Here is a 26,565-nt window from a genome sequence, read left to right as displayed (position 1 = left end):
GGTTATTTTTAAGGTTAAAAAGTAACTTGTAAACTGCTGGTGACTACCCGAAGCGGAGGCAGGTATCCCGTCGATATAAACTCAGGATCCATTCCTTTATAGTGGCTTATCGTCAGCAGGTTTTGGCCTTGCAGGCTAAGCTTGCACAAGAATTTCTTCGTCCAGTTTTGCGGGAGGTCAAAAGAAAGAGAAACATTTTTTAAACGGATATAGGAGGCATCGCCTATGGCGGCATCACTTTGGCTATAGCGAATGTTTCCGGCTCTTTTTTGGGAATTGCTATTGCTGTACGATTGGTATGGTCCCAAATCGCCAACGTTTTGCCAGTGATCTATAACTCCCTCCGGTTGGTTGATCATCGTTCCAGGCATTCCCATCCTGTAATTTTCATTGAAATTCTCCTGTTTTACAAACTGAAACAAGAAATCCAGTTGGACTTGACCGTAGCGGAGTTGGTTTTGAAAACCGCCGTAATATTTGGGACTAAGGCTCTTTATTGTTTTTTTGTCGTCTGCCGCCGAAAGTTTACCGTCACCGTTAAAATCCTCAAATTGATAAACTCCTGTAGTGGGATTGAGTCCTGTATAGTGATAGACCTTTACGATATTGATGGGTTGACCAATTACATATTGGTTTTTATAGGTTGACCCTTCAAGTCCGGGAAAGGAAAGTAACTCATTTTGTGCACAAGTCAGATTGAAATTAGTGGTCCAGCTGAAGTCTTTTGATTGGAAATTTGTGGTTCGTAGGCTAAATTCGAAACCGCTGTTCTGCACCTCGGCATCTAAATTGGCTTGCAGTTCCGAAAAACCGGTTGTTCCGGGCAATGGTATCCCCACCAGTTGGCTCGAAGAGCGATTGCGGTACCAAGCCACGGTTGTAAATATACGGTCGCTCCAAAATCCGGTTTCCAAAGCGATTTCTAGTTTTTTATTGGTTTCCCAACCAAAATTGGGATTAAAAAGCCTTGTGGGCTGCAGTCCGCCTATCCCTTGATAGGTATTTCCCGAAGTGCCGTAGGTATCCAAGTATTGGTAATCCCCTATCTGGTCGTTACCACTGCTGCCGTAACTGCCGCGTATTTTTCCAAAGCTTAAGAAACCAAGATTGTCCTGTATGAATGTTTCCTTTGAAAATAACCATGCAGCTCCAACCGCTCCAAAGTTGGCATACTGTCTGCCCGGTCCGAATCGGCTCGATCCGTCCCTACGTCCGGTGATGTTTACTATATATTTTGAGTCCCAGTTGTAATTGATCCGCCCAAAAAAGGCTTGGTATTTGTACACTGATTCATCACTGTTCAGAATAAGGTAGTGGGCGGCAGAAGCTGGATTTTCAATCAGACTGTTACTGGCGAAGCCTTCGCCAGCGCTTACCAGTTGGTCACTGTTTTGTTGCTGAAAAGTGGTTCCTGCCAAAGCCTCTATTTTTCCTTTTCCATAAGTATGGTTCCAATTGAGTTGTGGTTCTACAATCCATGAATCCCGATGGATGGTATTGGAGAATAGTGCCGATACTTCGCTGCCCAATCCATAGGCTGGGTTATAGATTGTGGAAGGCTGTACATTATTTTGGCTTTGACGCAAGTCGGTATAGCCAAAGCTGGTCTTAGCCGTAAATCCCGCACCCAAGTCGTAAGCAAGCAGTAGGTTGGCAATCAGATCCTGTGTCTGTCCCTTAATTGTTCCTTCCAATTGGGCAAGAGGATTATCAAAGGTGTTGTTTTCCCAATTGAGGTTACCCATTTCATCATAAAGAGTGGGTGCATTGGGCACAAGAGTAATCGCGTCACGGGTAAAGTCTATCGAGGGTAAGTTGTTGCGTTGGATAGTGTAGCCAGCTGTAAAATTGATCTTAAATTTCTTATTGTCCGATTCGTGATTTAGATTGAAGTGACCGTTGCCTTTGATATAATCAAAATCACCCGGGAATACGGTTGTTTCTTTGCTGTAATTTCCGCTTAACAGAAATTGTGTGAGTGGGGATCCCCCCGAAAGCGAGGACTGTATATTGGTGTAGCTTGCCGTTCCCCCTATGAGTTCTTTTTGCCAATTGGTGGAGCGGTTTTGATCCCAAGTTCCGTTTACATCATAGGCATCGGCGGGATACTCGGTAACTCCATCATTGGCAAAGGCTTCTCGACGCATGGTCAAATATTCAGGAGTCTTCATCACGTTCATAAAGTGGGCTACCTGTCCGAGTCCGCTGGAGTAGTTGGTGGTAAATGCGGTTTTGCCTTCTTTTCCTTTTTTGGTGGTGATCAGTACCACGCCATTGGCACCGCGGGAACCGTAGATTGCTGTGGCATCTGCATCCTTTAAAACCTCGATGCTGGCAACATCATTGGGATTGATGCTGTTTAATGGACTGTTTTGACCGGGTATGTTGCCCGAAGTATAGGTGCTGCCGATATCCTGGGAAGAATACGGAACTCCGTCTATGATGTATAAGGGATTATTGCCATCGAGCCGCAGGCTGTTTTGTCCCCGGATTTCAATGTTGAAACCTCCTCCTGGCATACCCGTGGTTTGGGTAATATTGACTCCCGCCATTCTGCCCTGCATAGTAGCCAATACATTGGTAACGGGTTGTTTCTCTAAGTCTTTGGCAGTAATTTTAGAAATACTTCCCGTGCGTTCGCTATTTTTTACGGAATAATAGCCCGCATTGATTTTGACTTCTTGGAGTTTGGTTGCGTTTTCCTGCAGACTGATGTTGATTGTTGAACGACCCGCAACATCAATGGTAACGGTTTTATACCCCATATACGTAAATACAAGAATGTCATCTGGTGATGCAGTGATGGTAAATCTCCCATCGAAGTCTGTGACAGCCGTACCACGCTGTTTTCTTGAGGTGATGCTGACCCCTGAAAGTGGGATTGTACCATTGGTGACTTTGCCGCTTATTTGAAATTGATGGGATATGGATCGCTTGTACTTTAAGGTAGTATTGGCAAAGGATGCAGTGCAGCTGAGACAGAGACTTAAAATAAGAGTGTACCAAAGTACTCCCAAGCCTTTGTATAATGAAATAATTTTCATAATATTGGGTTAGTTAATTTAATTAATAGTTTTATTGGCTTTGGTCCTCTAGTATAGCTTGCCGGCGTTTAGAGGGCCTTTTTTGTAGTGCTGCGAAAACGCTAAGGCACAACCGTTCTTGTGTTTTTTTAATTCATCGGCAATTATTTAAAAGGTTTTTAAATAGGAAAGCATACTGCCGTTGCCTGTTGCAGCCAGACGGTGGCAGTGCTATTCCCAATTAATTCATTATAAATTATGGAATTGCGATACTTAAAAAAGAAACAGTGCTAAGAATTGAAGTTGAGTTATACCTAAATAATAGGCATAAAAAATGGCATGGAACTCAGCTTATCATATCAGAGGTACTGGTATACCGGGGAACAATAAGTGAGCCCACGCCATGGGACGTGAGCATCGTACTTATCTTCTCGTTCCTATAAAATTACCAGTTTTCTGATACGAGATTCAAAGCGAATGCTTCAATGTTTTATTTGAAGAGTCGCAAAATTACATTTTTAGATATAATTATTTTGACAAATATAGTAAATAATTTATTCGATACAAATTTGTATCGAATAAATTAAGCTTTTTTCTCAAATTTTACTTTATGGAAAAGGATAATGAATTAGAGATAGAATTATTAAACATTCAAATAGGATGTATACTTAGATTGGCTAGATTAAAAGAGGGGCTATCTCAGACTGATCTTGCTGTACTATTGGATTATAATTCAACAATGATTGGAAGAGTGGAACGATTTGAAAATATAAGTGCATGGGATAAAGTGTTTTCCATAAGTAAACAATTAAATATTGATTTTTGCAATCTATTTGTTTTAAGGAATAAGGACGAATTGTTGTCAATTGTTGAAGAATCTTTTAAGTTTGAAGTCAAACTGACTCAAGAAAAGAAGGATTACTACAGTTTTCTGAAGAAAACCATTGTAACAAAATATAATTTACTAGCTAAATAATTTAGAAGAAAAAAGATGCTTAGGCATCTTTTTTCTTGTTTTATAACGAAATACTTGTCAATTCGGGATTAAAAGTTGTCAATTCGGGAGCAACTGACTTTATGATAAAAAAGTAAGTCTTAATGCGTTCTATATTTGAGATATGGAATGGTATGAAATAATAGGAGTCGTTGTTATGTGGTTTGTTGGACTTTACCTAAGAGAGAAGATTTATAAATTTAGGAAAAAATATCATTATAATGATAGTTGGAAGAGTAGACACAAGAAATAATGAAAGATGTTGAGTAGGTGCAGTATGATTATTAGCCTTATACTTTTTTTGTCAAAAAAATTAGACACAAATCCATTTCTTTAATCTTCTATCATAGGAATTTTAGAGTCTCTTATTGAATCCTTTACAAACTGTTCTCTTATTCTTCTGTTTCCGATACATGCAGTATTATCTAGTAAATCTTCAAATCTAAAAATTCTTATTTCACTTTGTTTAGGTTTACCATTTCTGTCCTTTACGAATTTATGACATTTAACAAATATATATTTATCATTTGAATAAAGTATTTCAAAATTTGTTGAGTGTTCTACTTTTTCAGCTTTGCAAATTAAATTATCTACGTTTTTTAATTCAGCTGGTAATAAGAAAACATTGTGGAATTGAATCATAAATGAGATTAGCATTGTACCCTGAACTATTAGAAAGACAATACTTATAGTTGAAGCAACCTTTTTTAAATGATATAGTATTTCAATATCTTTACAATATAATGAGGAATAACCTAAAAAGGCAAAAGAAAAGAGTGTAATTACTATGTTTGAAGGCAAGTACAAAAATAAACTTACGATACTTTCTATGTTTTTTATGAAATAATTATTAGAATAAATAACTAAAAAAATACAGCCAAAAAACAATAAAAAAAATAAAATGGCAAGAAAAGCATTCCCTTTTTTTAAAGCAACATTATTTTCAACTTCTTCATCGGAATCAAGTTTCCTCCAAAAATAAAATAGAATAAAAACAGAAATTGTAAATATTATTAAAAATAATAATATTAGTAATCCATCAGGTACAATTTGACTTACTGAAAAAAATCTTATAAATGAAAAACGAAATTCTTGAAAGTTCAACTAATTGCCACATACCTCCCAATAAAGCAGGTAGAATGATTATTAAATTCAGATTGTTTTTTAAACTCTTTAGAGGTGATTTTTTAAAGTTTTTATATATTTCTATAAGTTCATTCATTTGATTTAATTTGTGTTCTGTGTGAAATTAACAAATAATAATTTCTACATTATTTGCCTCTTCATTGTTTCGATCGATATGCGTTGTTTTAATTAGAACGATATTAAATATAAAATACACTTATATTTAAAAAAGTAAAAAAAGTTATCACTATGAGAATTAGATAAATAATAGCTGATAAAATTTTAACAAGTCTAAGTTTATTTCTTTGTTTTAACAGGTCAGTTGTCTTTAAAGATTGTAATTTATTTTTAATATCAGTTAATACAGTTACATTGTCAATTTTTTCAAAAAAATCGTTTATTTCCAATTCAATATTTTCAATAGATTCATCTATGTTTTTAAATAAAACATTCCATATTAATATAAAGAAAATGGTTCCAAGAATAAATAATGTAAAATTTTTTCCTATTTGAAGTCCAGTGAAATCGAATCCATTAAGCAGTAAAATGTAACCAACGGGCACTCCAAAAATATAAGTAGAAGCTTTGCCAATTGATTCAGAAATTTTATCAACTAGTTTTTGAAAGTGCTCGTTTGAAGATGTCTTTATTTTTTCAAACGAGAAACCCGCAATAAAAAGTGAATAACTTTTATCATAGTTTAAGATTAGAAGATCCCATTTTTTTACTAAAACAAGATAAGATTTACCACTCGTTCCAATGAAGTTGATCAATTCATTTATAAAAAGTTGTTTTTTATCTTCTCCAGCTATTACTTCCTGTAATTGTTTTTTAAGGGATTCAATACTACTAGTATTAAATTCAAATAGTTCGTCGAAGTTATATTCAATTTTTAAATCTGTTCCTTTTCCTGATTTGTAAAATAATAATTCTAAAGCATTATCTTTTTTCTTTTCATTATCAGACAAAGTTTTCAAAAAAGCTATTAACTTAAGGTTTTGTTTGTAATTCTCTATGCTGATATTCTGACTAACATTCTCTCTATAATTGATATCTGCAATATAAAAATCATCAAGAACACATTCAAATTTATTACCATCAACAAAATCATTTGCAGTTTCAAAGTAATTAGGAATGTCCCCAGTTTTAATTTCGAATTTTAGTTCTTTTTCTGAATAGTTATGTAGATTTTCAAGATCAATGATATTATTGCAAGTTGTAAGTACTTCAATCAGATTATAATTATTTAGTTCTAAAATTAGTGGGATTTCTTCTAGACTCAAAATAAAATTACCACAGATATAGCCAGTTTCGTAAGTTTTGTTTTGCAGTTTTTGTATTAAAATAATAGTGCAATCTAATAGCATATTCATTAGATTTTGTTTTCAAGTGTTCCATCAAACATAGTATTCAATTTTTCCGTTGGAACATTGTGAATTATGATGTTTGTGCCTTCCCTAGTTATCTTCCCTTTTTTGATAAGTTCCTTTTCAAAAACTAGATGATAACCATCTTCTTTCACACTACTTCTAGTAAAAGAATAGTAATCCGATTTAGCATGAACACCAATTTTTCCACTAATTTCGATATCATTATCTTCTATAAAACCTAGAAAGGCTGTTGGTTCTTCACTGTCAATGATTGCAGCAATTGATTCGATTTCCACATCTCTTTTCTGTGTAAAGCACTTTTCTACATATTCAGAGATGCTTTCTCTTATTTTGCTTTGTTTTGCTAAAGGCAATTTGTTGGCAACCGAGTATTTCTTGACCGCATCTTTTAGTTTATCAAAATTCTCTTTTGCAGATGAAATATCACTTGCACCAATGAACTTGATGAAATATTGCGAAACATCTCTAGTTCCTTTTATAAAAGTCAAATACCTTCCTTCCTTTTTTTTCCATTTATCAAAATTTAATCTATTTGCTCTAGCCATTTTTTCAATATCAAGAGCCATTAATTTCTTTATTCCAAGATCATCGGTATTAGTGTAATGAACGGATCTATCCATCATAGCAGTAATTAAAAAATCAACTTGATTATGCTCGTAATGAACAAAAACTACATAGCCACCAGTTGTTGTATTTATATCAATTTTCGATTTTAAAATATCCATTGATTCAATGGTTAATTTTAAAAAATCTTGATCCTTTAAATAATTTTCAGCTTTGGTCTGAAATGGGAAATTTGCAATATCATCTTCAAAAGTTCCTTGTGATGGGTTTTTGGATCCGTAGATTTTAATAAGTTTCTCTACAAACTCTGTTACTGTATCATTTACAGTAATTAGTTTCTTAGAACAAGTTAGAGAAGCTTTCCCTTTTAATTCTTTATCGATATGATGTAATACAATTTTTTTTATTTCCATTTTAAGGTCTCTTATAATTATTGTTTGGAATATCTTTTTATTAATAATGGTTTATTTCCCTGAAAGTATAGTTTCTATTTCAAACTTATGGAGTGTTTTTTCCAAGTTATACGTTTTATTTTAATTGTATTTTCTAAGATTTAAAAAAAGCATAGTCTGTTTTAAATTAATAAAATATACTGTTTTAAATTTCACAAATTCTATTTCTAATTATTTTGAAATACTAAAAGAATTTAACAAATATTGAGAAGAAAATAGTGAGAAATACAAATAAAACTATTTTTAAAAGCTGGCTTAGCGAGATAGTGGTTTTAGTATGTATTTAAACTATGAGAGTTCTCGGTATCTTATGTCTAAATTAGTCGTAACCATGTCAAGCACTGAGAAGTAAAATGCTTTATTATTATTATTATTATTATTATTATTATTATTTAGTCCTTTTCATCTATATAGTTTGAAGCAAATAAATCTTCTGGTATTTTGTTTTCAATGATATCAAACTGGCTAATAAAACTAACCACTTTATCCAACTCTCTCTCAATCGAATTCCACCAGTTTGTAGACCAGATTCGATAAAAGATAAAACCTTGGTTTTCCAGCTGTGATTGTCTAAACATATCCCACGCATAGGCTTCGTTACTGCTATGGTATTTTGCGCCATCACATTCCAGAGCAATGACCGGTTTTCCAGTTAACTTGGATTTTATGATCATATCTATTCTAAAACCTCCAATCGGATATTGTTGCTGAATTCTATCTTCACCAATTCTTTGAGCTAAACGATAATATACCTCCTCTTCAAAAGGTGATTCAGAACCATAAGTATCTTCGACATCATAAGATTTCGATTCACAATTCTCATAAAGCTGGTTCAATATGGAATCTTTGATTTCATTATTTCCATCACTTACGGCTTTGGCATAAGCCAAATAAGAATACAAAACGCCACGACCTGTATTTTTAAATTGTTGTAATAAAGACGGATATTGGTTTATATTATCTAATGGTATAGAACAGCATACATATACTTTTTGCTTAGCCCTAGTAACAATTACATTTAAGAGTTTATATCCTTTTCCTTGAACTATAGGTCCAAAATTTTGTCTAAAATTTCCATCACTTTTCTTTCCGAAAGTAGTTGATATTATAATTATATCTCTTTCATCCCCTTGAATGTTTTCTAAATTTTTCACAAAAAAATCTGAACCTAAATCAGCAATTTTTCTATCATATTCAGGTTTGGATTGTCTTGCTATAGAAATTTCTTCTAATATTAAATTTCTTTGATACAAATTAAAAGTAGCTACACCTATTGACGGATATTTGCCGTTTTCTGATTTCTCAATTTTATGCAAAAGAATATCTACAACGCTTTTTGCTTCCTCTCGATTTACAGAATCTTCATAAATTCCATTCACTTCAATGAATTCTATTGGCTTATACTCTTTTTTTGCAGGCATGGGAATCAATCTTTTGCCATAAAAAGCATGATTTGAAAAATCAATTAAGCTTGGGTGTTGCGATCTATAATGAATTTTCAAATACGATTGCTTGTAGTTACTGTTTTCGGCATATACTAAAAGTGATTCGCTATCTGCCAGTTCGTATGAATTGTTAACCTTCCTAATATTGTTATCAGTGTCTTGCGGAGTAGATTCTTCTTCATAATCATCTTCATTTGGATTGAGAAGTGCATTTCCTCCTTGAAAGAAATTCGTTGGTGGCATCTGTTGACTGTCACCAGAAATGATTTTAATCTTACCTCTTATCAAAGCTGGATAGGTATCTTCAATTCGTAACTGGCTGGCTTCATCGAAAATTACAATGTCAAATAAAGCTTCATTCAATGGTATAATCGAACTGCAAACAGTAGGCGAAACCATTACAACTGGAAAAAAATCTGTAAATAAGGCAAAATCAGTATTGATTATTTTACGCAAGGAATTTCTCTTATGTCCTGCGGCTCCTCTTTTGTTAAATAGACTGATTGGATTTATTCCTGAAAATTGTTGTAGTCTCTTTGTAGAAGCTAATTGTTTTGTCGACCAACTTTCGACTATATTTTGAATTTGATTTTTTTTTAAATCTTTCTTTAGTTCAAATAACTCTAAAATTTTATCGTCATTCTTTGGTAAATCCCTATGCTCATTGATTGATAAAAGCCAAAAATAGTACCATGCTTCAAAGGTTACTTCCCAATCGTCGGAATCAATTTCAATAAGCAACTCAATAGTTCTTTTTTCTACAGGAGTTAAAGGTAAAATGAAATTTTTCCAATCGTAATATTCTCTGAACGCATCTAGATTTTCTGATATTTTATTGATTGTAGAAATAATCTTTTTTATCTCTGATAATTTCTTGCTATGATTTTTAGCATTGTTAAACTCTTCTACAATGATTTTCTCATTTTTAACCTTATTAATAATGTCCGTAAATGAATTTTCATTTTTAGTTAACATTTCCGGATTATAACTTTGATGCTTTGATACGAGAGAAAAGTTCTCGATATGATTATCCTTAAATTTATCAATTTCAGAAAATCGCTTCTGAAGTTTTTTTAAAGTAGAAATTTTTAGATGATGAGTTTTTAAATCTTCTTTAGAAATATCTAAATATTTATCATCAGCCAAATCTGAAACAAATCTTTCATGTATTCTTTCGATTTCCGCTATCACAGAAATATTAGAATATAATGGATGTGTATTTTTCGAATTAAATTGCTGAATAAGTTTGGTTTTGATATTCTCTAACTTTTTTTTCCATTTTTCAAATGCTAAGTTCAATTCCTCTACATTATCTAATAAAACTCTTAATGTAGTGTGTGGTTCATCAACTGAAATATAAGTATGATTTATATAATCATATTTTTCATGATGTATTCTGATTTTTGTGATACCGTGGAAAATTAATTCTCTTTGAACTTTTAATTCTTTATATTTATCAGAAAACAAACTCAATGCATTAATTGTAAATTTAGTTAAACCATCATTCTTAAAAAAAAACTCCCCAAATTTCTGATGATTTACAATAGTGAATGTTTTGAAATCTGATATAAGATTTAATAACTCATTATAATATTCTGAATAGTGCGTATCTAACCAAATCGAATAATTATTCAGATCATTTTCTAAAGCTTCTAAATTAGCTGACGATTGATTTTCAATATCCGAATAATATTTATCAAGCCATAAAAGGTATTCTTTCGTGTCACTTTTTAAATTTGACTCAATATCAATTAATTGCAACGATGTTGATTCTGTAAAATCTTCTAACCTGACTTTTATACCTCTAGGATTCTCTTCTGCGAAAAGCTCATCATTTAAAATATCTAGAGGATGAGAAAATACCTTAATGTCAAAAAATAATTTTTTGGCAGTTTTAATTTTTGCTAAATATGAACTAAGCTCATTATCCGTAAACTCAAATTGCTTATAGTCTAATTTCTTTGTTAAGGCTTCATAATTTGTTTTATTTTCTCTTTTCAAAAATTCTCCAACAATTTCTGTCCATGATTTTCCTTTATAGATGCTCTGACCTAATTTTTTATGGCTATTATTAAGCTCCCCAACGGCAGTATCGATATCCTTTTTAACTGTATTATAGTTGATCTGACTGTTACCATAAAAAATAGGTGGATTACTTATTCTGTCTCTAACCGAATTAACGATAATATCTCTGTCTTTATTTATATCTTCAATTACAGCAGCTAACGCACCTAATTGATCATTTTCTCGATGTAGATTATTTTTAATAACATCGTGAGCTGTTTTCTTTTCGCATACAACAAGGCACTTTAAATTATTGGCTAATGCATTTGTGATTAATGCTGTTAACGACTGACTTTTTCCTGTTCCTGGTGGTCCTTGAATGATTTTTTTTGGTTCAAATCCTAAAGTGCTTAATATTTCTTGTTGACTAGGATCAGTATCTACTGCGCTATATGCAGTGCCATTAAAAGGTTGAACTTTTAAATTATCAAATTGAAAATTATCAGCTTTCTCAATAAGCTTGTCAATATCCGTTATGATGCTTTCTTTTTGCGTTCTAAACAAACCGAAAACACCTCCAAAATGAATCCAAGGCAGATTATTAGATCGAGAATCAATAGTTAAAGCTTCTGGTATATTGGCTAATGGTTCTTTGAATTTTTGCTTCAGATCTTCAATTAAGTTAGACGGCGAATTTGAGTTTAGTGATTTTAATATTTTGTAACACTCGTCAAGAAGTTCATTTTTATCAATAATGGCATCTTCAAGTAAATCTTCATTGATTTGGGGAATAATAATTCCTTCATCATTTTTCAAAAAAGAAAGTAGAACTTCATTTAATCCTACAGAGTGGATTTCTTCATCGACAATCTTACCAGTCTCCGTTTTTACTTTATTACGAAGGATTGACCATGTATTTATTTTATCGGTCGCTTTTACCATCTCTAACTGCCAGATAAAAAGAGGTGCTTTTATGATTTTTTTTGGATCTTGCTTAGAAGGTTTAATCAAAATAGGATATCCAAATCCGAAAGTCTTTATTCCGTGTTCTTTGTAGTTGTCATCGTTTTCAACATTCAGGGAATTAAGCCTTTTGGAAAGTAGACTAAACTTCTTTTGTTCCTCACTAGAAATACTATTCAAGTTTACATCATCAAAAGTGATTTTAAATTCAAAGCAGGACTTTTTTAACAAAGCTTCTAAAAAAGACTCCGCATAATCTGGTTTTATATAATTCAAATTTGCGAAATCAAGTCTTGTAGCAAACCGTCCAGGTAGTACATTGAGGTGAATTGATTTTGTATTTCCTCCTTTTAGTTTGTCTCTTAGTGCTTTGAGAAATATTAAATCGGCCATATCATGAATGTTTTTATCCTTAAAAATAGTGTTTTCTTTGATATCTGTTGAGACTCATTCACTGAATCGTCAAGGTAATTATGTCTCAATTGTATTTATTAAATTAAGTCATCCACAATATCCGCAAAATCAAATTCGTGGATTAATGTGATTGTATGGCCATCTTTTCTCAAGTTTAAAGCTTTTTCAACTTTTCGCCCATAGCAAGAAAAAGCCCATGCTGGATTTCCATTATCGCCTACTATCAAATAATCGGTCTTTTTACTAATACTTTCTGTTGGTATACCACCGAGTTTGCGAATATCATTTTGTAATGTCTCTCTGTTTCCTCTTTTTAGTACTCCTGTGATGCAAAATGTCTTTCCAGTGAAAATGACATTTGGTTCACTTGTACAAAGTCCTGAAATGTTTACATCTGAGGTTTCTGAGTCTATTTGCTTTTGTATTTCTATATCTTGCAATTTTACGAATTGATTGAAGTATGCTTTCAAAACGATTCTTTCATCTTCATCAATTCTATTGTCTGAAAGTATTGAGACTATTAAACTTCTTATTTCATCGTACGGATAATAGGTGTTTAAATGTTCATTTTCTTCCAACCAACTGTTTAAATCAAATATTTCTTTGTTGCTAATAATTCCATCGGCTAAAATGCCATAACAAAGCCCTTGTAGGGTTTGGAGGTCAGTAGTTACTGCATTATAATAATAATTATCACTTTCATATTTTTGACACAACCAATATAAATCTTCGATCGTTTCTGATGGAGGTATCTTATTTGAGATTGTCTCTTTAATGACTGTCATAAATTCATTAAAAGGATTTCGGTTTATTAAACTATCATGAGCAATAACCCATTTCATGAGTTCATTTAGTTCTTTTTCATTTATAACTTTATCTAAACTAATACCTAGTAATATTCCTTTTAGGGAACTAATTGCTTTATCTGCTTGCGATTTTGCAGTATAAATCTTCAATATCTCTTGATCGATATTCTTCATAAATATGTTATTAGTAATTATAGATTTAAGCTTGGCAGCTAACTTTAAAAAACTGGGAGTGGCATTTGTTTTTCTTAGCCAATTTAAGTTAAAAAAGGTGGTTTTTACGAAAAAACATGAGAAAGTTTATTAAATTGTTACAAAAGTTAACTACTTAATGATTATAACTTGCCAAATCGGTTGTATTTGATTTCCTTTATACTTTATATAATTAGACGTTCTATATTTGACAGATAGAATGGTATAATAAATAGGAGTAATCATTATGTGGTTTGTGGGTCTTTACTTGACAGAAGAGGCTTCTGAGTATTTGAGGGATAGGTATTATAATGATAGTTGGGAAAGAAATACGAACCTATTCATAGTTCGACAAGCTATTTTTCCTTTATGAATTTTTTCAAGAGTTTCAGTAAGGATCGGATTTTGTGTGGTGTGTTTTTTAACAAATTCATTAAAAAGGAGCGCAATAATTATAGCTACCATTAGAAGTATTTTCTGCATCAATAATTAATTTTAGAGATTAATCATCCGAAATTAAGAACTGGAACAACAATAAAGAAACTTCATCAATAATGTTTAACAAAATATGTGTTTTTTGGGTAAACTATGTTAAAATTCAGATTGTGCCAATATCAAATCACTATACAGTCATATTACCATTTTAGATGGAAAATGAGTTGCAATAACTATATTTTTAAAAATAAACTTAAAAAAAGCAATATAGAATTAAAAATAGCACCATTAAAAGACAACTTCAATTGTAGTTCCTTTCCCTATTTCGGATGTTATTTTCAATTGACCGTTTAATGTTTTGGTTCTGTCCTTGATATTTTTCAATCCGATACCTCGTTTCACCTTCTCTGTATTGAATCCAATTCCGTTGTCCCAAATACGAATGGTTATTTTGTCGGCAGTTTTTAATAGCATTATATAGCATCTTTCTGCTTTGGAATATTTATTACTATTTTGTAGCGCTTCCTGGATTATACGATAAATATGTATTTTACTAGCACTTGAAACGGAAGACCAATCTATATATTTATCTACTGATACATCAAATTTTGTATTGTATTGGTTTTGTTGAGATTCTACCAGATTTGCTACTATTTCAGGGAAGCTTTTATCCTCAAAAAGTAGATTTTGTGTTAAATCATGTGAAACTCTTCTGATTTCATTCTCCGTTTTTTCGAGCTCTTTTACCAATTGCTCTTTTTTATCTATTTGGGTTGAATCCAATTGGATTAGATTAAACCGAGTTGTGAAAACACTATTTACTATGCCATCGTGTAATTCCATTGCTATACGATTCCTTTCCTCCTTGCGGGCTTGTTCTGTCTCCGATTGATGTTTTAGCATCAATTGATATATTTTTTCGTTGGCTTCTTGCTGCTCCTTAATAAAAAATAGTTCTTTATTTCGTGATTTCAAACGGTATATTATAAAAAGAACTGCGAAAAACAGTATTGCTAGTGATGTTATACCAATAATATACGTATTTCGTTTTAATAATACTTGATTTTTTTCTTCAACTAAATCCGTTTCATATGCAATGCGAGCGAATTTATTTCTTGTTATTCTTTCGACTTCTTGTAAGCTATCGTCAATTCTTAGATATTCATTAGTATAGTAGGTTTTATTTTTGGTATCATTCTCCATTAATAATTTCAACGATTGAAGTGTTAATTCGCTGTATTTTATTTTTCGAGATAAAGAAAATCCCTCTTTTATATAAGTCAAAGCTTTTATAGTGTCTTTTTTATAGAGAAAATATTGACCTATATTAATTTTATTGGATATTACAATCGGTTTTATATCAAGACTGTCACTTAATCGTAATGATTCGATCAATATTTCATGTACACCATTATAATTACCCGTTTTCATTTTTGAATAACCTAGGTTATCCAATAACATTGCATAATATCTTGGGAATTCTTTTTTAATTTTGTTTGTTTGTAAACCTTTGTCATAATAGTGCATTGCTTCGGTATATTTTCCCATTTTTTCATATACCCTCCCTATATTGTTATAGCAATTTATTCTACTTTTTAATATTTTATGCGTTGAATATTTTTCTTTTTCCAAAATATCCAATTGGTTTAAAGTCAAATTAAAATAATCTAATGATTTGTTGTAGTTATTTAATCCTTTTAGGGAAATAGCAATTTGATTGTAGCAATTATATATTAAATCAGTTCTCTTGACTTTGGATAGTAACCGCAATGCTCTTACTGTTTCGCTTTCGCTTTCGGCATAATTTCCTGTTTCTAAAAGTACACTCCCTTTCAAAAGCGATGTTGTGCCCAACATTAATGAATCATTTAGAGCGGCATATAATTTTTCTGATTTATTATAATAGCTATAAGCGCTATCATATTGTGATTTATCATAATGATAATTTCCGATGTAATATAATGATTTTGCAATGTGTGCTTTGTCTTTTTTTAAGCTTGCCAACTCAAAAATTTCTTTTGTTGTTATTTTATACTTTTCGAGTTCACCTAAATAATAATACTGATTGACAACTTTGAAGAGCAAGTTTCTGTTGATAGAATCATTTTCGTGATTTAATAAATAATGATTCAGAGTATCTAATGTACTTACCTTTTGAGAATTTTTTAAATTAACTGTGTCTATGTTATTTAGAATACTAATAACTCTTTTTTTATATCCAGTACCTTCTTTTTTTTGACAAGCTGTTACAACTGATAAGAAGGTTGTGAACGAAAATATGATGAGTTTTATTTTCAACTTTTGATATTTTTTAAATTACTACCAAAAATATATATTTAAAACCAGATAACTTAAAGAATTATCCGGTTTTAAAGTAACAGAATTAAGGTCTCGGAGGGTCTACCCCATCTATAGCAGATTGATTTGCCGGTAAAATAACTTGGTTTTTGGTTTTTAGAGTTTCATTATTAGAACTCTCAACAGGATCTGCAGTACAAGATGACATTAAAACAATAGCCGTAAAGCAGCCGATAGCAATTATTAGCTTTTTCATTAAAAAATGTTTAAAAAATTAAAAAATAGTTTATCACGATACTGTCCAGAATGGAGTATCTTTTTTTAAGAAAAGCCGGGAATTGACTGTTCAGAATTATTGAAAATGACACAGCTTAAAAGCAGTTGTTTCCCCATTTTCAATAATTATTTAGAAGCTTCTGTTGTTTATTACTAGAGCAAATTAACGGTCAAAAGAGGAGTGTTTTTTTAAATTTAGGCAGCTTATAGTGAGCTGATCCAGTATAGTAGTTTTTAGTATAATCTAAGGGGCGAAAGTGTGTGTTTGCAATAATGAGATTATTGTAAAAACAATTAAATGGATTTTATTTGCCGAGCTTAAATGTTTAATTTCCGGATTATGGCATCAATATTATCTCTGTACGTAAGGGAAAATGGTAGAATTTCATTGTAATTGAGATAACATTTTGATTTACTGAAATGTATACGAGAAACATGGTTAATGTTCACAATATAACTTTTGTGAATCCTTAAAAAATAGAATGGCAATGTGCTTTCAAAATGTTTTAATGTTTTATAAGCATTAACCGTTTTGCCATTGTCCATCTGAATGTCAGTAGTATTGTTATCCGCTTTTAAATAGGCGACATCTTGTAAAGTAACGAATTGATAATCGCTATAGGACTTAATGCAAATAGTTGTGGCAATGTTTGGAGGATTTCTTTTTTCAAACTTAAAGAGCATTTTTCCCAATTCATGAATATGCAAAGGTTCTACTATATAATCTGAAAATCCAGACTGTATTGCCTCAAGCGCATAATTGGGAGATGAAGCTAAGGCGACAAAATAAGGGATGCACTCCAAATATTGAAATGACTCTGTTATAGTTTTGAAAAATGAGGCATTATCATTTGATTTGATAGGAATTTGGGCAATTATCAGTTGTGGTTTTACTTTTATAATTTGGTTTATTGCCGTTTGACTATCTTTGACGACTCCAGCGCAAAAATAATTAGGAAAATTTTCAAAGAGTTCTAAAGTTTCCTTGACATTGCTGGCATTGTCGTCAATAATAAGAAAAGAAAACCGCATATAATTATACTAAAATAAGGAGCTGCAATGTAGAGAGGATTCAATTTCTATTGTTGTAGAAAAACTGCCTATTTTGTTAAAGTTAAAATATCTAATAATGAATGTACTTGTAGTAGATGATCATCCGATGACTGTAGAAGGTTATATTAGTGCTCTTGCAACGGCTCCTTTTGGATTAAATTCACCTATTTTCTCAAAAGCCCATAATTGTGAGGAGGCCTACTGCAGTCTAATGAAAAGTTATGCAGCTAAAGAATCATTTGATATTGCTTTCATTGATAAAGGCTTACCAGGTTATGAAGAGAAGTCTATTCTATCAGGGAGTGATTTGGCTCTTTTTATTAGAGAAGTGATGCCTAATTGCAAAATTATTATGATTACTGCTCATACTGAAATTATCATTGTATATGAAATCTACAAGAATGTAAGACCAGATGCACTTATCATAAAAAATGATATTACACCAGAAAAATTACAGCAAGCTGTGATGGAGGTCATGAATGGCAACTCATACCAAAGCATTACGGTAAAGAACTGCATTAATGAAATATGGAAAAAAGAGTTGATGGTTGAAGATCACAATCGTCAAATTTTATTCTATTTATCCAAAGGATTTAAAATAAAAGAGTTAGAAGGAGTTATCTGTCTGACAACAAGCGCTATCCAAAAGCGCATCATCCGAATGAAAAAAATCTTTGAGGTTACAGACGACTCGGGTCTAGTGAAAGAAGCCATTAAGCAAGGATTTATTTAGAACCACTTTCTAGATTTTAACATATTTTACTTAAAAACAACCTTCTTTGTTAAAGGTTGTTTTCGCTGTGCGCGCATTCCATTTCTTATTTATATGTTTGGCGATAAGTTATCTCAAATTCTGCAGTGTGAAAGAAACCAAGTGCACGTGGGATTGATTACAAAGATTTGAGAAAACTTTAATTAGAGTATTTAAAATATTTATTAATCATCTAAAAAAAGTAAAGATGAAAAAATTAAGTTTAAAAAATTTGAAAGTGGTTAAAATTTCTGATCAAGAAAAAGCAACAATTACAGGCGGATCAGGTACTTGGGAAACTTCAGGACCATGCAATACTTGGTCAGGACCATATGTGTCATGGTGTAATAAGTGTTAATTAATTTATAATTGTCAATAAGTTTACGTTTTAGGGCAACCATTAATTGAAAATATTAGTTAATTAGATTCTCGAGGCATGATTAAGATGCTGTTTTTTTGGGTATCTAAAATATTTATTAATCATCAAAAAAATAAAATGATGAAAAAATTAAGTTTAAGAAATTTGAAAGTAGTTAAGATCTCTGACAAGGAAAAAACCACAATTACAGGTGGGTCTGGAGCTATGTCAGAAGACTGTATGTCAGCGCCTTATGTGTCTTGGTGTCATAGTTGTACAAATTAGTTTGTTGAATTGAGTTAAGCATCATTCATTTCAAAAAAAATGGGATTGCATTTTAATTACCAAATTCAATTTACAAGTAAAAAATGTAAACTCGGCAATTAAAAATTAAAAACAACAGCAACTTTTGTTTAATCGAAAGTTGTTGTTGTATTATACTAAACTCTGTTTTTTATAAAACCTCGCTATTAAATGAAAAAAATCATTTTATATCTTCTCATAGTATTTTCTCAAACTATATCTGGACAAGTAAAGCTTTTTGAAAATCAAAAACTTGCAGCCACCTGCAAAGTTTGGGGCTATTTAAAATACTATCACCCTAAAGTAGCCAACGGTGATTTTAATTGGGACAATAAGCTATTTGAAGTGTTACCGCAAGTAGAGAAAGCGCAAACTAAAGAAGAGTTTTCATTAGTTCTCGAAAAATGGATAGATGCACTTGGCGAAGTGAAAGAAATTATTCCAATTATTCCATCAAAAGAGATTGAATATTTTGATAAAAACTTTGATTTATCTTGGATTAGCAATAATGAATTGTTTTCGAAAAAACTCTTTGCAAAGTTAAAATTTATAGAGAACAATAGATTTCAGGGTCAGCAACATTATGTAGAATCAGATTATGCTGAAAATATTTTTTTGAAGAACGAAAATTTTGATAACTTAAATTATATTGACAAAAATTCAAGAATTTTAGTATTATTTATGTACTGGAATGTAATGGAATATTTTTTCCCTTATAAATATTTAATGGATCAGAAATGGGACACAACTTTAGAAGAAATGTTGCCAGTTTTTATTCAAGCCAAAAACGAAGGCGATTTTTATATAGCGATGCAAAAACTAACTGTTAAACTCAACGACACCCATGCAGTTTTTTATAAATACAATAGTGAGAACCTATATTACTTTCCCACAAACTGTAAAATAATTGATGAAAAATTAGTTGTCACAGAAATTTTAGCGGATAGTCTGGCAGAAACAGATGACATAAAAATTGGAGATGTAATTACCAAGATAAACAACAAAACAATTAAAGAAATTATTTTAGAAAACAGGGATTTAATTGGGGGTTCAAATGAGTCTGTCTATTTACGTAATATAGTAGAACCAATTCTATCCGGGGATTCAGACACTGTTAAAATAGAGTTTTTAAAAGATAGTAAGAATACAACAAGAACTATAAATTTGCATAATTATCATGATTCTCATAAAAATAAATATGTAAAAGGAAGAATAAAAAAAGAAAAAATTAAAATTCTGGAGAACAATATTGGTTATGTTGATATGGGGATTCTTTATGTTAAAAATATTCCTGAAATGATTGAAAATCTAAAATCAACTAATGCAATTATTTTTGATATGAGAAATTATCCAAACGGAACTTATGATGAAATATCAAAGTTTTTGAATTCTAAAGAAAAAGAATATATCATCTACACCAAGCCTGATTTAAGTTATCCCGGAAGATATAAATGGAGTAAACCACGTTTTTGCGGTTCAGAAAATAAAAATAATTATAAAGGAAAGGTTGTTGTATTGCTTAACGAGGAATCTTTAAGCCAATCAGAACAGACGGCAATGTGTTTTCAAACTGGTGATAACACAACCATTATCGGGAGTCAAACCGCTGGTGCAGATGGGAATGTAAGTAATTTTGAAGTAATAAAAGGTGTTTTTACAAGATTTACCGGAATTGGAGTTTATTATCCTGATAAACGAGAAACACAAAGAATCGGAATAATTCCAGACATTGAAATTAAACCTACGATTCTTGGTATTCAGCAAGGTAAAGACGAGGTTTTAGACCGTGCTATACAATTTATCGAAACCGGAAAATAAATAATTTGTAAAATCAACCCAAAACTATAAAACAGAAAACTTTCAAAATGAAAAAAATTACATTACTGCTTTTCCTAGTACTTTCTCAAACCTTATTTGCCGAAGTCAAACTTACCGAAAACCAAAAATTGGCCAGCACCTGCAAAGTTTGGGGGTTTCTTAAATATTATCACCCTCAAGTTGCCAGTGGCAAAATGGACTGGGATAAACAACTTTTTGAAGTTTTACCGAAAATTGAACGAGCTAATACCAAAGAAGAATTTTCATTGGTATTAGAAAAGTGGATTGATGGTCTTGGTGAAGTGCCAGTCAACAAGCCTCTGGCATTAGACCCAACTACCGATTTTTTTGTCAAAAATCTGAACTTGGATTGGACTAAAAAGAATAAACTGTTCTCCAAAAATCTTTCACAAAAACTGGAATTCATAACCGAAAACAGGTTTCAGGGTAAAAACTATTATGTAAATCTTGATGGAGGTTCAGTACCTCTTCAATTTACTAACGAAGTAGTATATCCAGATTTTCCATGGACGGATAAAAATTTGCGTATTTTGGCATTATTCCGTTTCTGGAATTATGTAGAATATTTTTTCCCTTATAAATATGTTATGGACCAAAATTGGGATGAAGCATTGGTGGAAATACTATCGCCTATTTATGCTCCGGATTCCGAAAAGGATTTTCTTTTGGCAATGCGTGAATTGTCCATAAAGCTGAATGACACCCATGCTGCTACCTTTAATATGAAAATGCTCGAGTATTTAGGAGGCGAAAAATATATCGCAGCTGGAGCTAAAATAATAGACAAAAAAGCAATAATAACTTCTTTAGCTAATGATTCTCTTGCTAAAATTGATGATATAAAAATTGGCGATATTGTAACCAAAATTAATGGTAAAACTGTAGCTGAAACATTAGAATATTTAGGAAAATATATGGAAGGTTCTAATAAATCAGCAGCTTTGCCAGCCAGTGGCTGGGTCATGTTTAACGGAAATACTGATGATTTAGAAATTGAATTTATTAGAGACAATACCATTGCTGTTAAAAAGATACATCGCTATTCGAATAAAGATATTAAAAGAAGTCCACCAAAAATCACCCCAAAATGGAAACTTTTAGAAAACAATATAGGTTATGTTGATATGAGTAAAGTTGAAACTGAAGATGTAAAAAGTATGATGGAGGAATTAAAAAACACCCAGGCCATTATTTTTGATGATAGAAGAAGACCAATGTACACTAATTTTTTGATCAATGACTATTTGAATCCAGAACCTAAAGAAATTGCAAGAAATCTTTTTCAAGATTTAAGCTTTCCCGGACGCTACATTTGGAGAAAAGATATGCAAACCTGTGGTAAAATCAATTCCGACTATTATAAAGGCAAAGTTATTGTTCTTGTTGGTGCAGGAACATTTAGTCATGGAGAACATACGGCAATGGCTTTTCAAACGGCACCTAATACTACCATAATTGGCAGCCAAACAGCTGGCGCCGATGGACCTAATTATTATTTTTCAATTATTAAAGGTTACGATTCCTCTTTTACTTCTGGCGGTATTTTTTATCCCAATAAAAAAGAAACACAAAGAATAGGAATCATTCCAGACATTGAAATTAAACCTACGATTGGTGGTATTCAGCAAGGGAAAGATGAAGTACTGGACAGAGCTGTACTTTTTGCTAAAGGGGAAAAATAAGACTGAGGTAGAATAATTCTTAATTAAAAAGAATACCATTAGAATATGCAAGAAAAAATTATTAAAATCGAGAAAAATATTTGGGACGCTTTTAGCAAAGAGAATGAAATAGGTTTATATAATGGATTATCCGGATTTATCTTGTTTTACGATTGTATGTACAAAGCATACCCAGTTGAGGAGTTTGAAAACAAGTTGTTGGCTGTAATTGAAAAAACAAATGAATTGATTGAAGAAAAACAAAGTTCAATTACATTATGTTCAGGGATAGCGGGATATGGTCTTACTTTGTTACGCATAAAAAGTAGTAGTATTGATATAAGTGAAGATTATTTTAATAACATTGATGCCTTTTTATTAGATGATTTTAAATTATTCTATGAATCAAATTGTTTTGATTTTATGCACGAGTCTATGGGTATAGCCATGTATTATATAGAACGATTTAAGTTAAATAAAAATGAAACTCTATCTAACGTTTTGTGTGCATTTGCTGAAAATTTAATCCATAAAATTGAGATTGATTTTAAACAGGTACTTGTTAAATCAGATGAAAGTAGAGGGGAGTATTATTCCTTGGGAATGGCGCATGGTGTTGCAGGTTATATGAATTTTTTAATTTACTTGAAAAAACATCTTGCACCGCTAAATACAGACATTAGTGACGCTTTAAGAGTTTGTGCTGATTTTCTAGTTTCATATAAGCAATATGACAGTCAAACCAAACAGTATTACCCTAATTTATTTTCATTAAAGACAAATGATTTTATTCCTTCAAGGCTTTCATGGTGTCAAGGTGATCTAGGGGTATCGAACGCATTATATAATACGGGTGTTTTTCTTGATGATACCCTAATAATAAAGGAAGCTATAGCATTAATGAATCACTGCGCAACTATAAGTTTTGAAGATTCCGCTGTTAATGATTTTGGTGTTTGCCATGGTTCGGCGGGTATTTTAATTCAATTTTATTTGGCATCTAAAAAATTCAAGATTGATTATAGCCGTGAAATTGACCGCTGGTTTGAGACACTAAAAAAGCAAACCAATAATTTTGAAGAATTCCTTTGGTATGAAAATAGCAGTAATAAGTACATTCCTGAAACAAACCTTCTAGTAGGTACTGTGGGACTTGGACTTACAGTATTAACGATTGAAAATAAAATCGATCTGACATGGTTAGAGATTTTTAATTTACATTGATTTAAGTTGCTTAATTGTAAAAATTTTATAAAATAAACCCAATATAAAAATGATTTTTTTTAATACTATTGTTAAACGAGTTACTAATTTTTCAGTTCAATCCTACGAAGAACATAAAGATAATTTATCGATTTTTTTTGAAAACAACGAGTTATTTAATCTTTGCATTTTAACGTCCTCAGGTAGTTTGTATAATGACGTAAATAAAAATAAATCTGAGAAAACAGACGGCTCGTTATATAATTATTTTGTTAGGGCACATTTTAATCCTACACCTTTTGGAGTTTTTAATAGTGTGGGAGTTTTGAAATGGGGTAATGAGACTGCAATTACTAAAGCGGATAGTCTAAGTTTAATGGTCAAACACGATAATTTGTTTGTTTCTTCCAGAATAAATGAATCTATTGATGACAATTGGAGTCATTTAAGCTATTGTTCTAACCCTTCTATTTATTTTTTGAATAATAAAAAAATTGGTTTTTATAATTCCAAAAATCAAGTCAACAATAGAATTGAAATCAGTTATACTGAAATTGATGTTGATGAAGATTTATTATGGTTAATAAGCCAATTTAAGAATGGAAAGAGAATCGATGTAGTTTTAGAGGATTTGATTTTGCAAGGTTTCGAGAGAGTTGAAGTAGAGTCCTTTTTGTTGCAAACAATTGACACGGGTCTAATTATAGAAATTTTTTTATTCAATTCGTACGCCAATAAGTTATATAATCCATACAGCCCTTATTTTTCAGGATTAATCGCACAAAAGCAGCATTTGTTAAAAACAAAAAAAGATATTGTTACTTTTAGTCAAGCTTACATCAAAGAGCAAAATATTTTATTTGAAAAGAATAAAAGTCCTAAAGATTTTTATGCCATTAATTCTTTCGACTTAGAAGCGGGTATCTTGAATATTAATATTCAAGATAAAGTAAAAAAATACATTGATTTTGCCGTGCATTATAATGCTCAATCCACCGCTATTAATGATAATCTAGGGAAGTTTATCAAAAAAGTGCAAGCTAAATTTAATGAAAGTTTTGTTCCAATAAATACTTTATTTAATCCATATTGTGGTATAAGTTACAGTTCTATTAAAACTGAGAATGAATTAAAACTGCACAAAGATATTGAGATGAAAATCTTAGCATCAACCGGAAACAGCCTTTTTCTAGATCTGCCTACTGAAGAAAATATAGAAATTAAAGCCAGTAAACTACCTGCTACTTTTAATGTGGTTTTAGAAACTTTGATTTGCAAGATATCAGGAGAGTCTATTATATATGTACATAGTTTGGGAGATCCATCTGCTCTAAATATTATATCCCGATTTAGTGATATTACCAGTGATGCTTGTCAAGATATTGTAAATTACGAAAAAGAAGCAAACAAGAATAAGATTATTGCAGATATTAATTGTGTAGGTAATTATAGAAGTATTAACATAGCACCTACACAACAACTTTATGATTATTGCTTGCCCATAAATACTGCTTATAATGAGAAGAATAATCCTGTTTTGTTAGATGATATTTATGTTCATCTACATAATAACAACTTTTCATTGGTTTCAAAAAAACATCAAAAAGAAGTCTTACCTAAGAAAGTATCTGCAATCAATTCCAGACTTTTAGAATCAGATATATATAATTTTTTGTGTGATTATGAATATTACAATCAAGAAATTTATGCAGTAAACTTTAATTTTAATGCTTATGGGTTACGCTTACCCTACGTTCCAAGAATTTATCTTGAAAAAGGAGTTCTTCTCTTTCCTGCTCAAATATTATTAGTGTATAATAATTTTAGTCTCAAAGAATTCATTAATCATTTGAATGAGAAAATCAAGGAACATTCGTTTTCAAAAAAAATTATTATATCTGAAAGTCATCGGGAAGTCTTATTGGATACCGAAAATGCTAATTGCTTAGCTTTACTTTATGACAAAGTAAAAAGTAGTAAGCACATTTATGTTTCAGAATGTTTATACGATTTTTTCGATCCCGAAATTACAAGTGGTACTGAAAATTTTGCCCATGAATTAATTGTGAGTGTTAAAAATTCACATTTTACTAGGCAAAGTGTGGATTATACAAAAATGAATATATCGGTTATCGAATCTCAAAATACAGCCGTTGTTTCCGATTGGCTTTACTTGGAATTATTTTGCAACACGTATGCAGACTCTGAAATATTTAATGTAGTTTATAATAAGATTATTTTAGAAAATAAAGCTTATCAGTTTTTCTTTGTTAATTATGCTAATCCTGACAGGCATTTGCGATTGCGTTTTAAAACCGATTCGATTGAGAATAAGCAATATATTATAACAGTTGTGCAGGAACTGAAATTGAGAAGTATTATAAGTAACTATCATATTCTTCCATATGAACAAGAAATACATCGCTATGGAGGTGCTAAGATGATGGAATTGTCTGAAACTATTTTTGATATTGACAGTAGAGATTTTCTGAGTAATATTAGCAACAAAGATTTGGATGATAATGCGTCTCGAATAATCTCAATACTTAAAATAAAAAACTATCTTGATTTTTTAGATTATTCGTTGGATGAAATGATTCTTTACTGTGATACTTCTATAAATAACTATTCAAAAGAATTTGAATTGACTTCTCAATTACGGAAGGAATTTAACAAGGAATATGCAAGTATTAGATCTGAAATTGATACTTGTGAGTACAGAAGTTTTTTCAAAGATGAATTTTTAAAGGAAGCTTTCTTAAAGCAATTAGATGAAAGTGAAACGAATAAATTCTCTTACACTTGGCTTTTGATTCATATGAGTATGAATAGACATTTTAATGTAAAACAAAGATTTAATGAATTTAAGTCTTACTATCTGACAAAATGTTATTTGAATCAAATTAAATTCATGAATAATCCTACTGTAAAGTCTGAAGTTATGGTTTAGTTTTTGGTTTATCGTGAAATTGTATTTTTTTTAAAAAAATTTAGAATTTAGAAGGAAGATATAAA

General features: G+C 31.2%; 16 protein-coding genes. 7 read left to right on the top strand and 9 right to left on the bottom strand.

The window, feature by feature from the left end:
* Positions 1 to 14 precede the first annotated feature (14 nt).
* Positions 15 to 3,044 carry a SusC/RagA family TonB-linked outer membrane protein gene (locus tag KZH69_RS02465; RefSeq protein ID WP_219315877.1) on the bottom strand — a complete coding sequence of 1,010 codons (3,030 nt, stop codon included), beginning with the start codon at positions 3,042 to 3,044 and terminating at the stop codon, positions 15 to 17.
* A gap of 589 nt (positions 3,045 to 3,633) precedes the next feature.
* Between KZH69_RS02465 and KZH69_RS02460 the strand changes: the two genes are divergently transcribed.
* Positions 3,634 to 3,999, top strand: coding sequence for a helix-turn-helix domain-containing protein (locus tag KZH69_RS02460; RefSeq protein WP_219315876.1), 366 nt, complete (start codon positions 3,634 to 3,636; stop codon positions 3,997 to 3,999).
* 351 nt (positions 4,000 to 4,350) lie between these two features.
* On the opposite strand, the gene KZH69_RS02455 is transcribed toward KZH69_RS02460, so the two are convergent.
* From KZH69_RS02455 to KZH69_RS02420, 8 genes are all read right to left on the bottom strand, one after another.
* The gene (locus KZH69_RS02455) at positions 4,351 to 5,121 is read right to left on the bottom strand and encodes a hypothetical protein (RefSeq protein ID WP_219315875.1); all 771 of its coding nucleotides are present in this window, start codon (positions 5,119 to 5,121) and stop codon (positions 4,351 to 4,353) included.
* 221 nt (positions 5,122 to 5,342) lie between these two features.
* On the bottom strand, positions 5,343 to 6,515 hold the full coding sequence (locus tag KZH69_RS02450) for a hypothetical protein (protein ID WP_219315874.1): 1,173 nt from the start codon (positions 6,513 to 6,515) through the stop codon (positions 5,343 to 5,345).
* Positions 6,515 to 7,510: a nucleoid-associated protein gene (locus KZH69_RS02445; protein WP_219315873.1), complete on the bottom strand. Its 996-nt coding sequence runs from the start codon at positions 7,508 to 7,510 to the stop codon at positions 6,515 to 6,517. Before KZH69_RS02445 ends, KZH69_RS02450 begins: the two co-directional genes overlap by 1 nt.
* Positions 7,511 to 7,941: 431 nt before the next feature.
* Positions 7,942 to 12,354 carry a PDDEXK-like endonuclease domain-containing protein gene (locus KZH69_RS02440; RefSeq protein ID WP_219315872.1) on the bottom strand — a complete coding sequence of 1,471 codons (4,413 nt, stop codon included), beginning with the start codon at positions 12,352 to 12,354 and terminating at the stop codon, positions 7,942 to 7,944.
* A gap of 98 nt (positions 12,355 to 12,452) precedes the next feature.
* Complete coding sequence (locus tag KZH69_RS02435; protein ID WP_219315871.1) at positions 12,453 to 13,355, bottom strand: BRCT domain-containing protein; 903 nt, start codon at positions 13,353 to 13,355, stop codon at positions 12,453 to 12,455.
* Positions 13,356 to 14,096: 741 nt separating this feature from the next.
* On the bottom strand, positions 14,097 to 16,106 hold the full coding sequence (locus KZH69_RS02430) for an ATP-binding protein (RefSeq protein WP_219315870.1): 2,010 nt from the start codon (positions 16,104 to 16,106) through the stop codon (positions 14,097 to 14,099).
* 85 nt (positions 16,107 to 16,191) lie between these two features.
* Complete coding sequence (locus KZH69_RS02425) at positions 16,192 to 16,362, bottom strand: hypothetical protein (RefSeq protein WP_219315869.1); 171 nt, start codon at positions 16,360 to 16,362, stop codon at positions 16,192 to 16,194.
* A 338-nt stretch (positions 16,363 to 16,700) separates the two neighbouring features.
* Positions 16,701 to 17,414: a LytR/AlgR family response regulator transcription factor gene (locus tag KZH69_RS02420; protein WP_219315868.1), complete on the bottom strand. Its 714-nt coding sequence runs from the start codon at positions 17,412 to 17,414 to the stop codon at positions 16,701 to 16,703.
* Between the two features lie 97 nt (positions 17,415 to 17,511).
* On the opposite strand from KZH69_RS02420, the gene KZH69_RS02415 reads away from it, so the two are divergent.
* The 6 genes from KZH69_RS02415 to KZH69_RS02390 all read left to right on the top strand — a co-directional run bounded on the left by KZH69_RS02415 (position 17,512) and on the right by KZH69_RS02390 (position 26,500).
* Positions 17,512 to 18,168: a response regulator gene (locus tag KZH69_RS02415; protein WP_219315867.1), complete on the top strand. Its 657-nt coding sequence runs from the start codon at positions 17,512 to 17,514 to the stop codon at positions 18,166 to 18,168.
* Between the two features lie 226 nt (positions 18,169 to 18,394).
* Positions 18,395 to 18,544: a hypothetical protein gene (locus KZH69_RS02410; RefSeq protein WP_219315866.1), complete on the top strand. Its 150-nt coding sequence runs from the start codon at positions 18,395 to 18,397 to the stop codon at positions 18,542 to 18,544.
* A gap of 474 nt (positions 18,545 to 19,018) precedes the next feature.
* Entirely contained in the window at positions 19,019 to 20,665 is a 1,647-nt protein-coding gene (locus KZH69_RS02405; RefSeq protein WP_219315865.1) for a S41 family peptidase, read from the top strand.
* A gap of 47 nt (positions 20,666 to 20,712) precedes the next feature.
* Entirely contained in the window at positions 20,713 to 22,368 is a 1,656-nt protein-coding gene (locus KZH69_RS02400; RefSeq protein WP_219315864.1) for a S41 family peptidase, read from the top strand.
* Positions 22,369 to 22,413: 45 nt separating this feature from the next.
* Entirely contained in the window at positions 22,414 to 23,571 is a 1,158-nt protein-coding gene (locus tag KZH69_RS02395; RefSeq protein ID WP_219315863.1) for a lanthionine synthetase LanC family protein, read from the top strand.
* A 49-nt stretch (positions 23,572 to 23,620) separates the two neighbouring features.
* On the top strand, positions 23,621 to 26,500 hold the full coding sequence (locus KZH69_RS02390; protein WP_219315862.1) for a lantibiotic dehydratase: 2,880 nt from the start codon (positions 23,621 to 23,623) through the stop codon (positions 26,498 to 26,500).
* The last annotated feature ends 65 nt before the right edge of the window (positions 26,501 to 26,565 follow it).

Origin of the sequence: Flavobacterium taihuense, from assembly GCF_019351435.1 — a bacterium.
Taxonomy (GTDB): Bacteria; Bacteroidota; Bacteroidia; order Flavobacteriales; family Flavobacteriaceae; genus Flavobacterium; species Flavobacterium taihuense.
The sequence above is the reverse complement of the archived record's forward strand: the minus strand, read 5'-3'. Positions and strand labels throughout refer to the sequence as shown.

What these genes read in the sequence shown, in the direction of transcription:
- KZH69_RS02465 (WP_219315877.1), bottom strand. Translation starts at nt 3,044, where the DNA reads ATGAAAATTATTTCATTATACAAAGGCTTGGGAGTACTTTGGTACACT.
- KZH69_RS02460 (WP_219315876.1), top strand. Translation starts at nt 3,634, where the DNA reads ATGGAAAAGGATAATGAATTAGAGATAGAATTATTAAACATTCAAATA.
- KZH69_RS02450 (WP_219315874.1), bottom strand. Translation starts at nt 6,515, where the DNA reads ATGAATATGCTATTAGATTGCACTATTATTTTAATACAAAAACTGCAA.
- KZH69_RS02445 (WP_219315873.1), bottom strand. Translation starts at nt 7,510, where the DNA reads ATGGAAATAAAAAAAATTGTATTACATCATATCGATAAAGAATTAAAA.
- KZH69_RS02440 (WP_219315872.1), bottom strand. Translation starts at nt 12,354, where the DNA reads ATGGCCGATTTAATATTTCTCAAAGCACTAAGAGACAAACTAAAAGGA.
- KZH69_RS02435 (WP_219315871.1), bottom strand. Translation starts at nt 13,355, where the DNA reads ATGAAGAATATCGATCAAGAGATATTGAAGATTTATACTGCAAAATCG.
- KZH69_RS02425 (WP_219315869.1), bottom strand. Translation starts at nt 16,362, where the DNA reads ATGAAAAAGCTAATAATTGCTATCGGCTGCTTTACGGCTATTGTTTTA.
- KZH69_RS02420 (WP_219315868.1), bottom strand. Translation starts at nt 17,414, where the DNA reads ATGCGGTTTTCTTTTCTTATTATTGACGACAATGCCAGCAATGTCAAG.
- KZH69_RS02415 (WP_219315867.1), top strand. Translation starts at nt 17,512, where the DNA reads ATGAATGTACTTGTAGTAGATGATCATCCGATGACTGTAGAAGGTTAT.
- KZH69_RS02410 (WP_219315866.1), top strand. Translation starts at nt 18,395, where the DNA reads ATGAAAAAATTAAGTTTAAAAAATTTGAAAGTGGTTAAAATTTCTGAT.
- KZH69_RS02405 (WP_219315865.1), top strand. Translation starts at nt 19,019, where the DNA reads ATGAAAAAAATCATTTTATATCTTCTCATAGTATTTTCTCAAACTATA.
- KZH69_RS02400 (WP_219315864.1), top strand. Translation starts at nt 20,713, where the DNA reads ATGAAAAAAATTACATTACTGCTTTTCCTAGTACTTTCTCAAACCTTA.
- KZH69_RS02395 (WP_219315863.1), top strand. Translation starts at nt 22,414, where the DNA reads ATGCAAGAAAAAATTATTAAAATCGAGAAAAATATTTGGGACGCTTTT.
- KZH69_RS02390 (WP_219315862.1), top strand. Translation starts at nt 23,621, where the DNA reads ATGATTTTTTTTAATACTATTGTTAAACGAGTTACTAATTTTTCAGTT.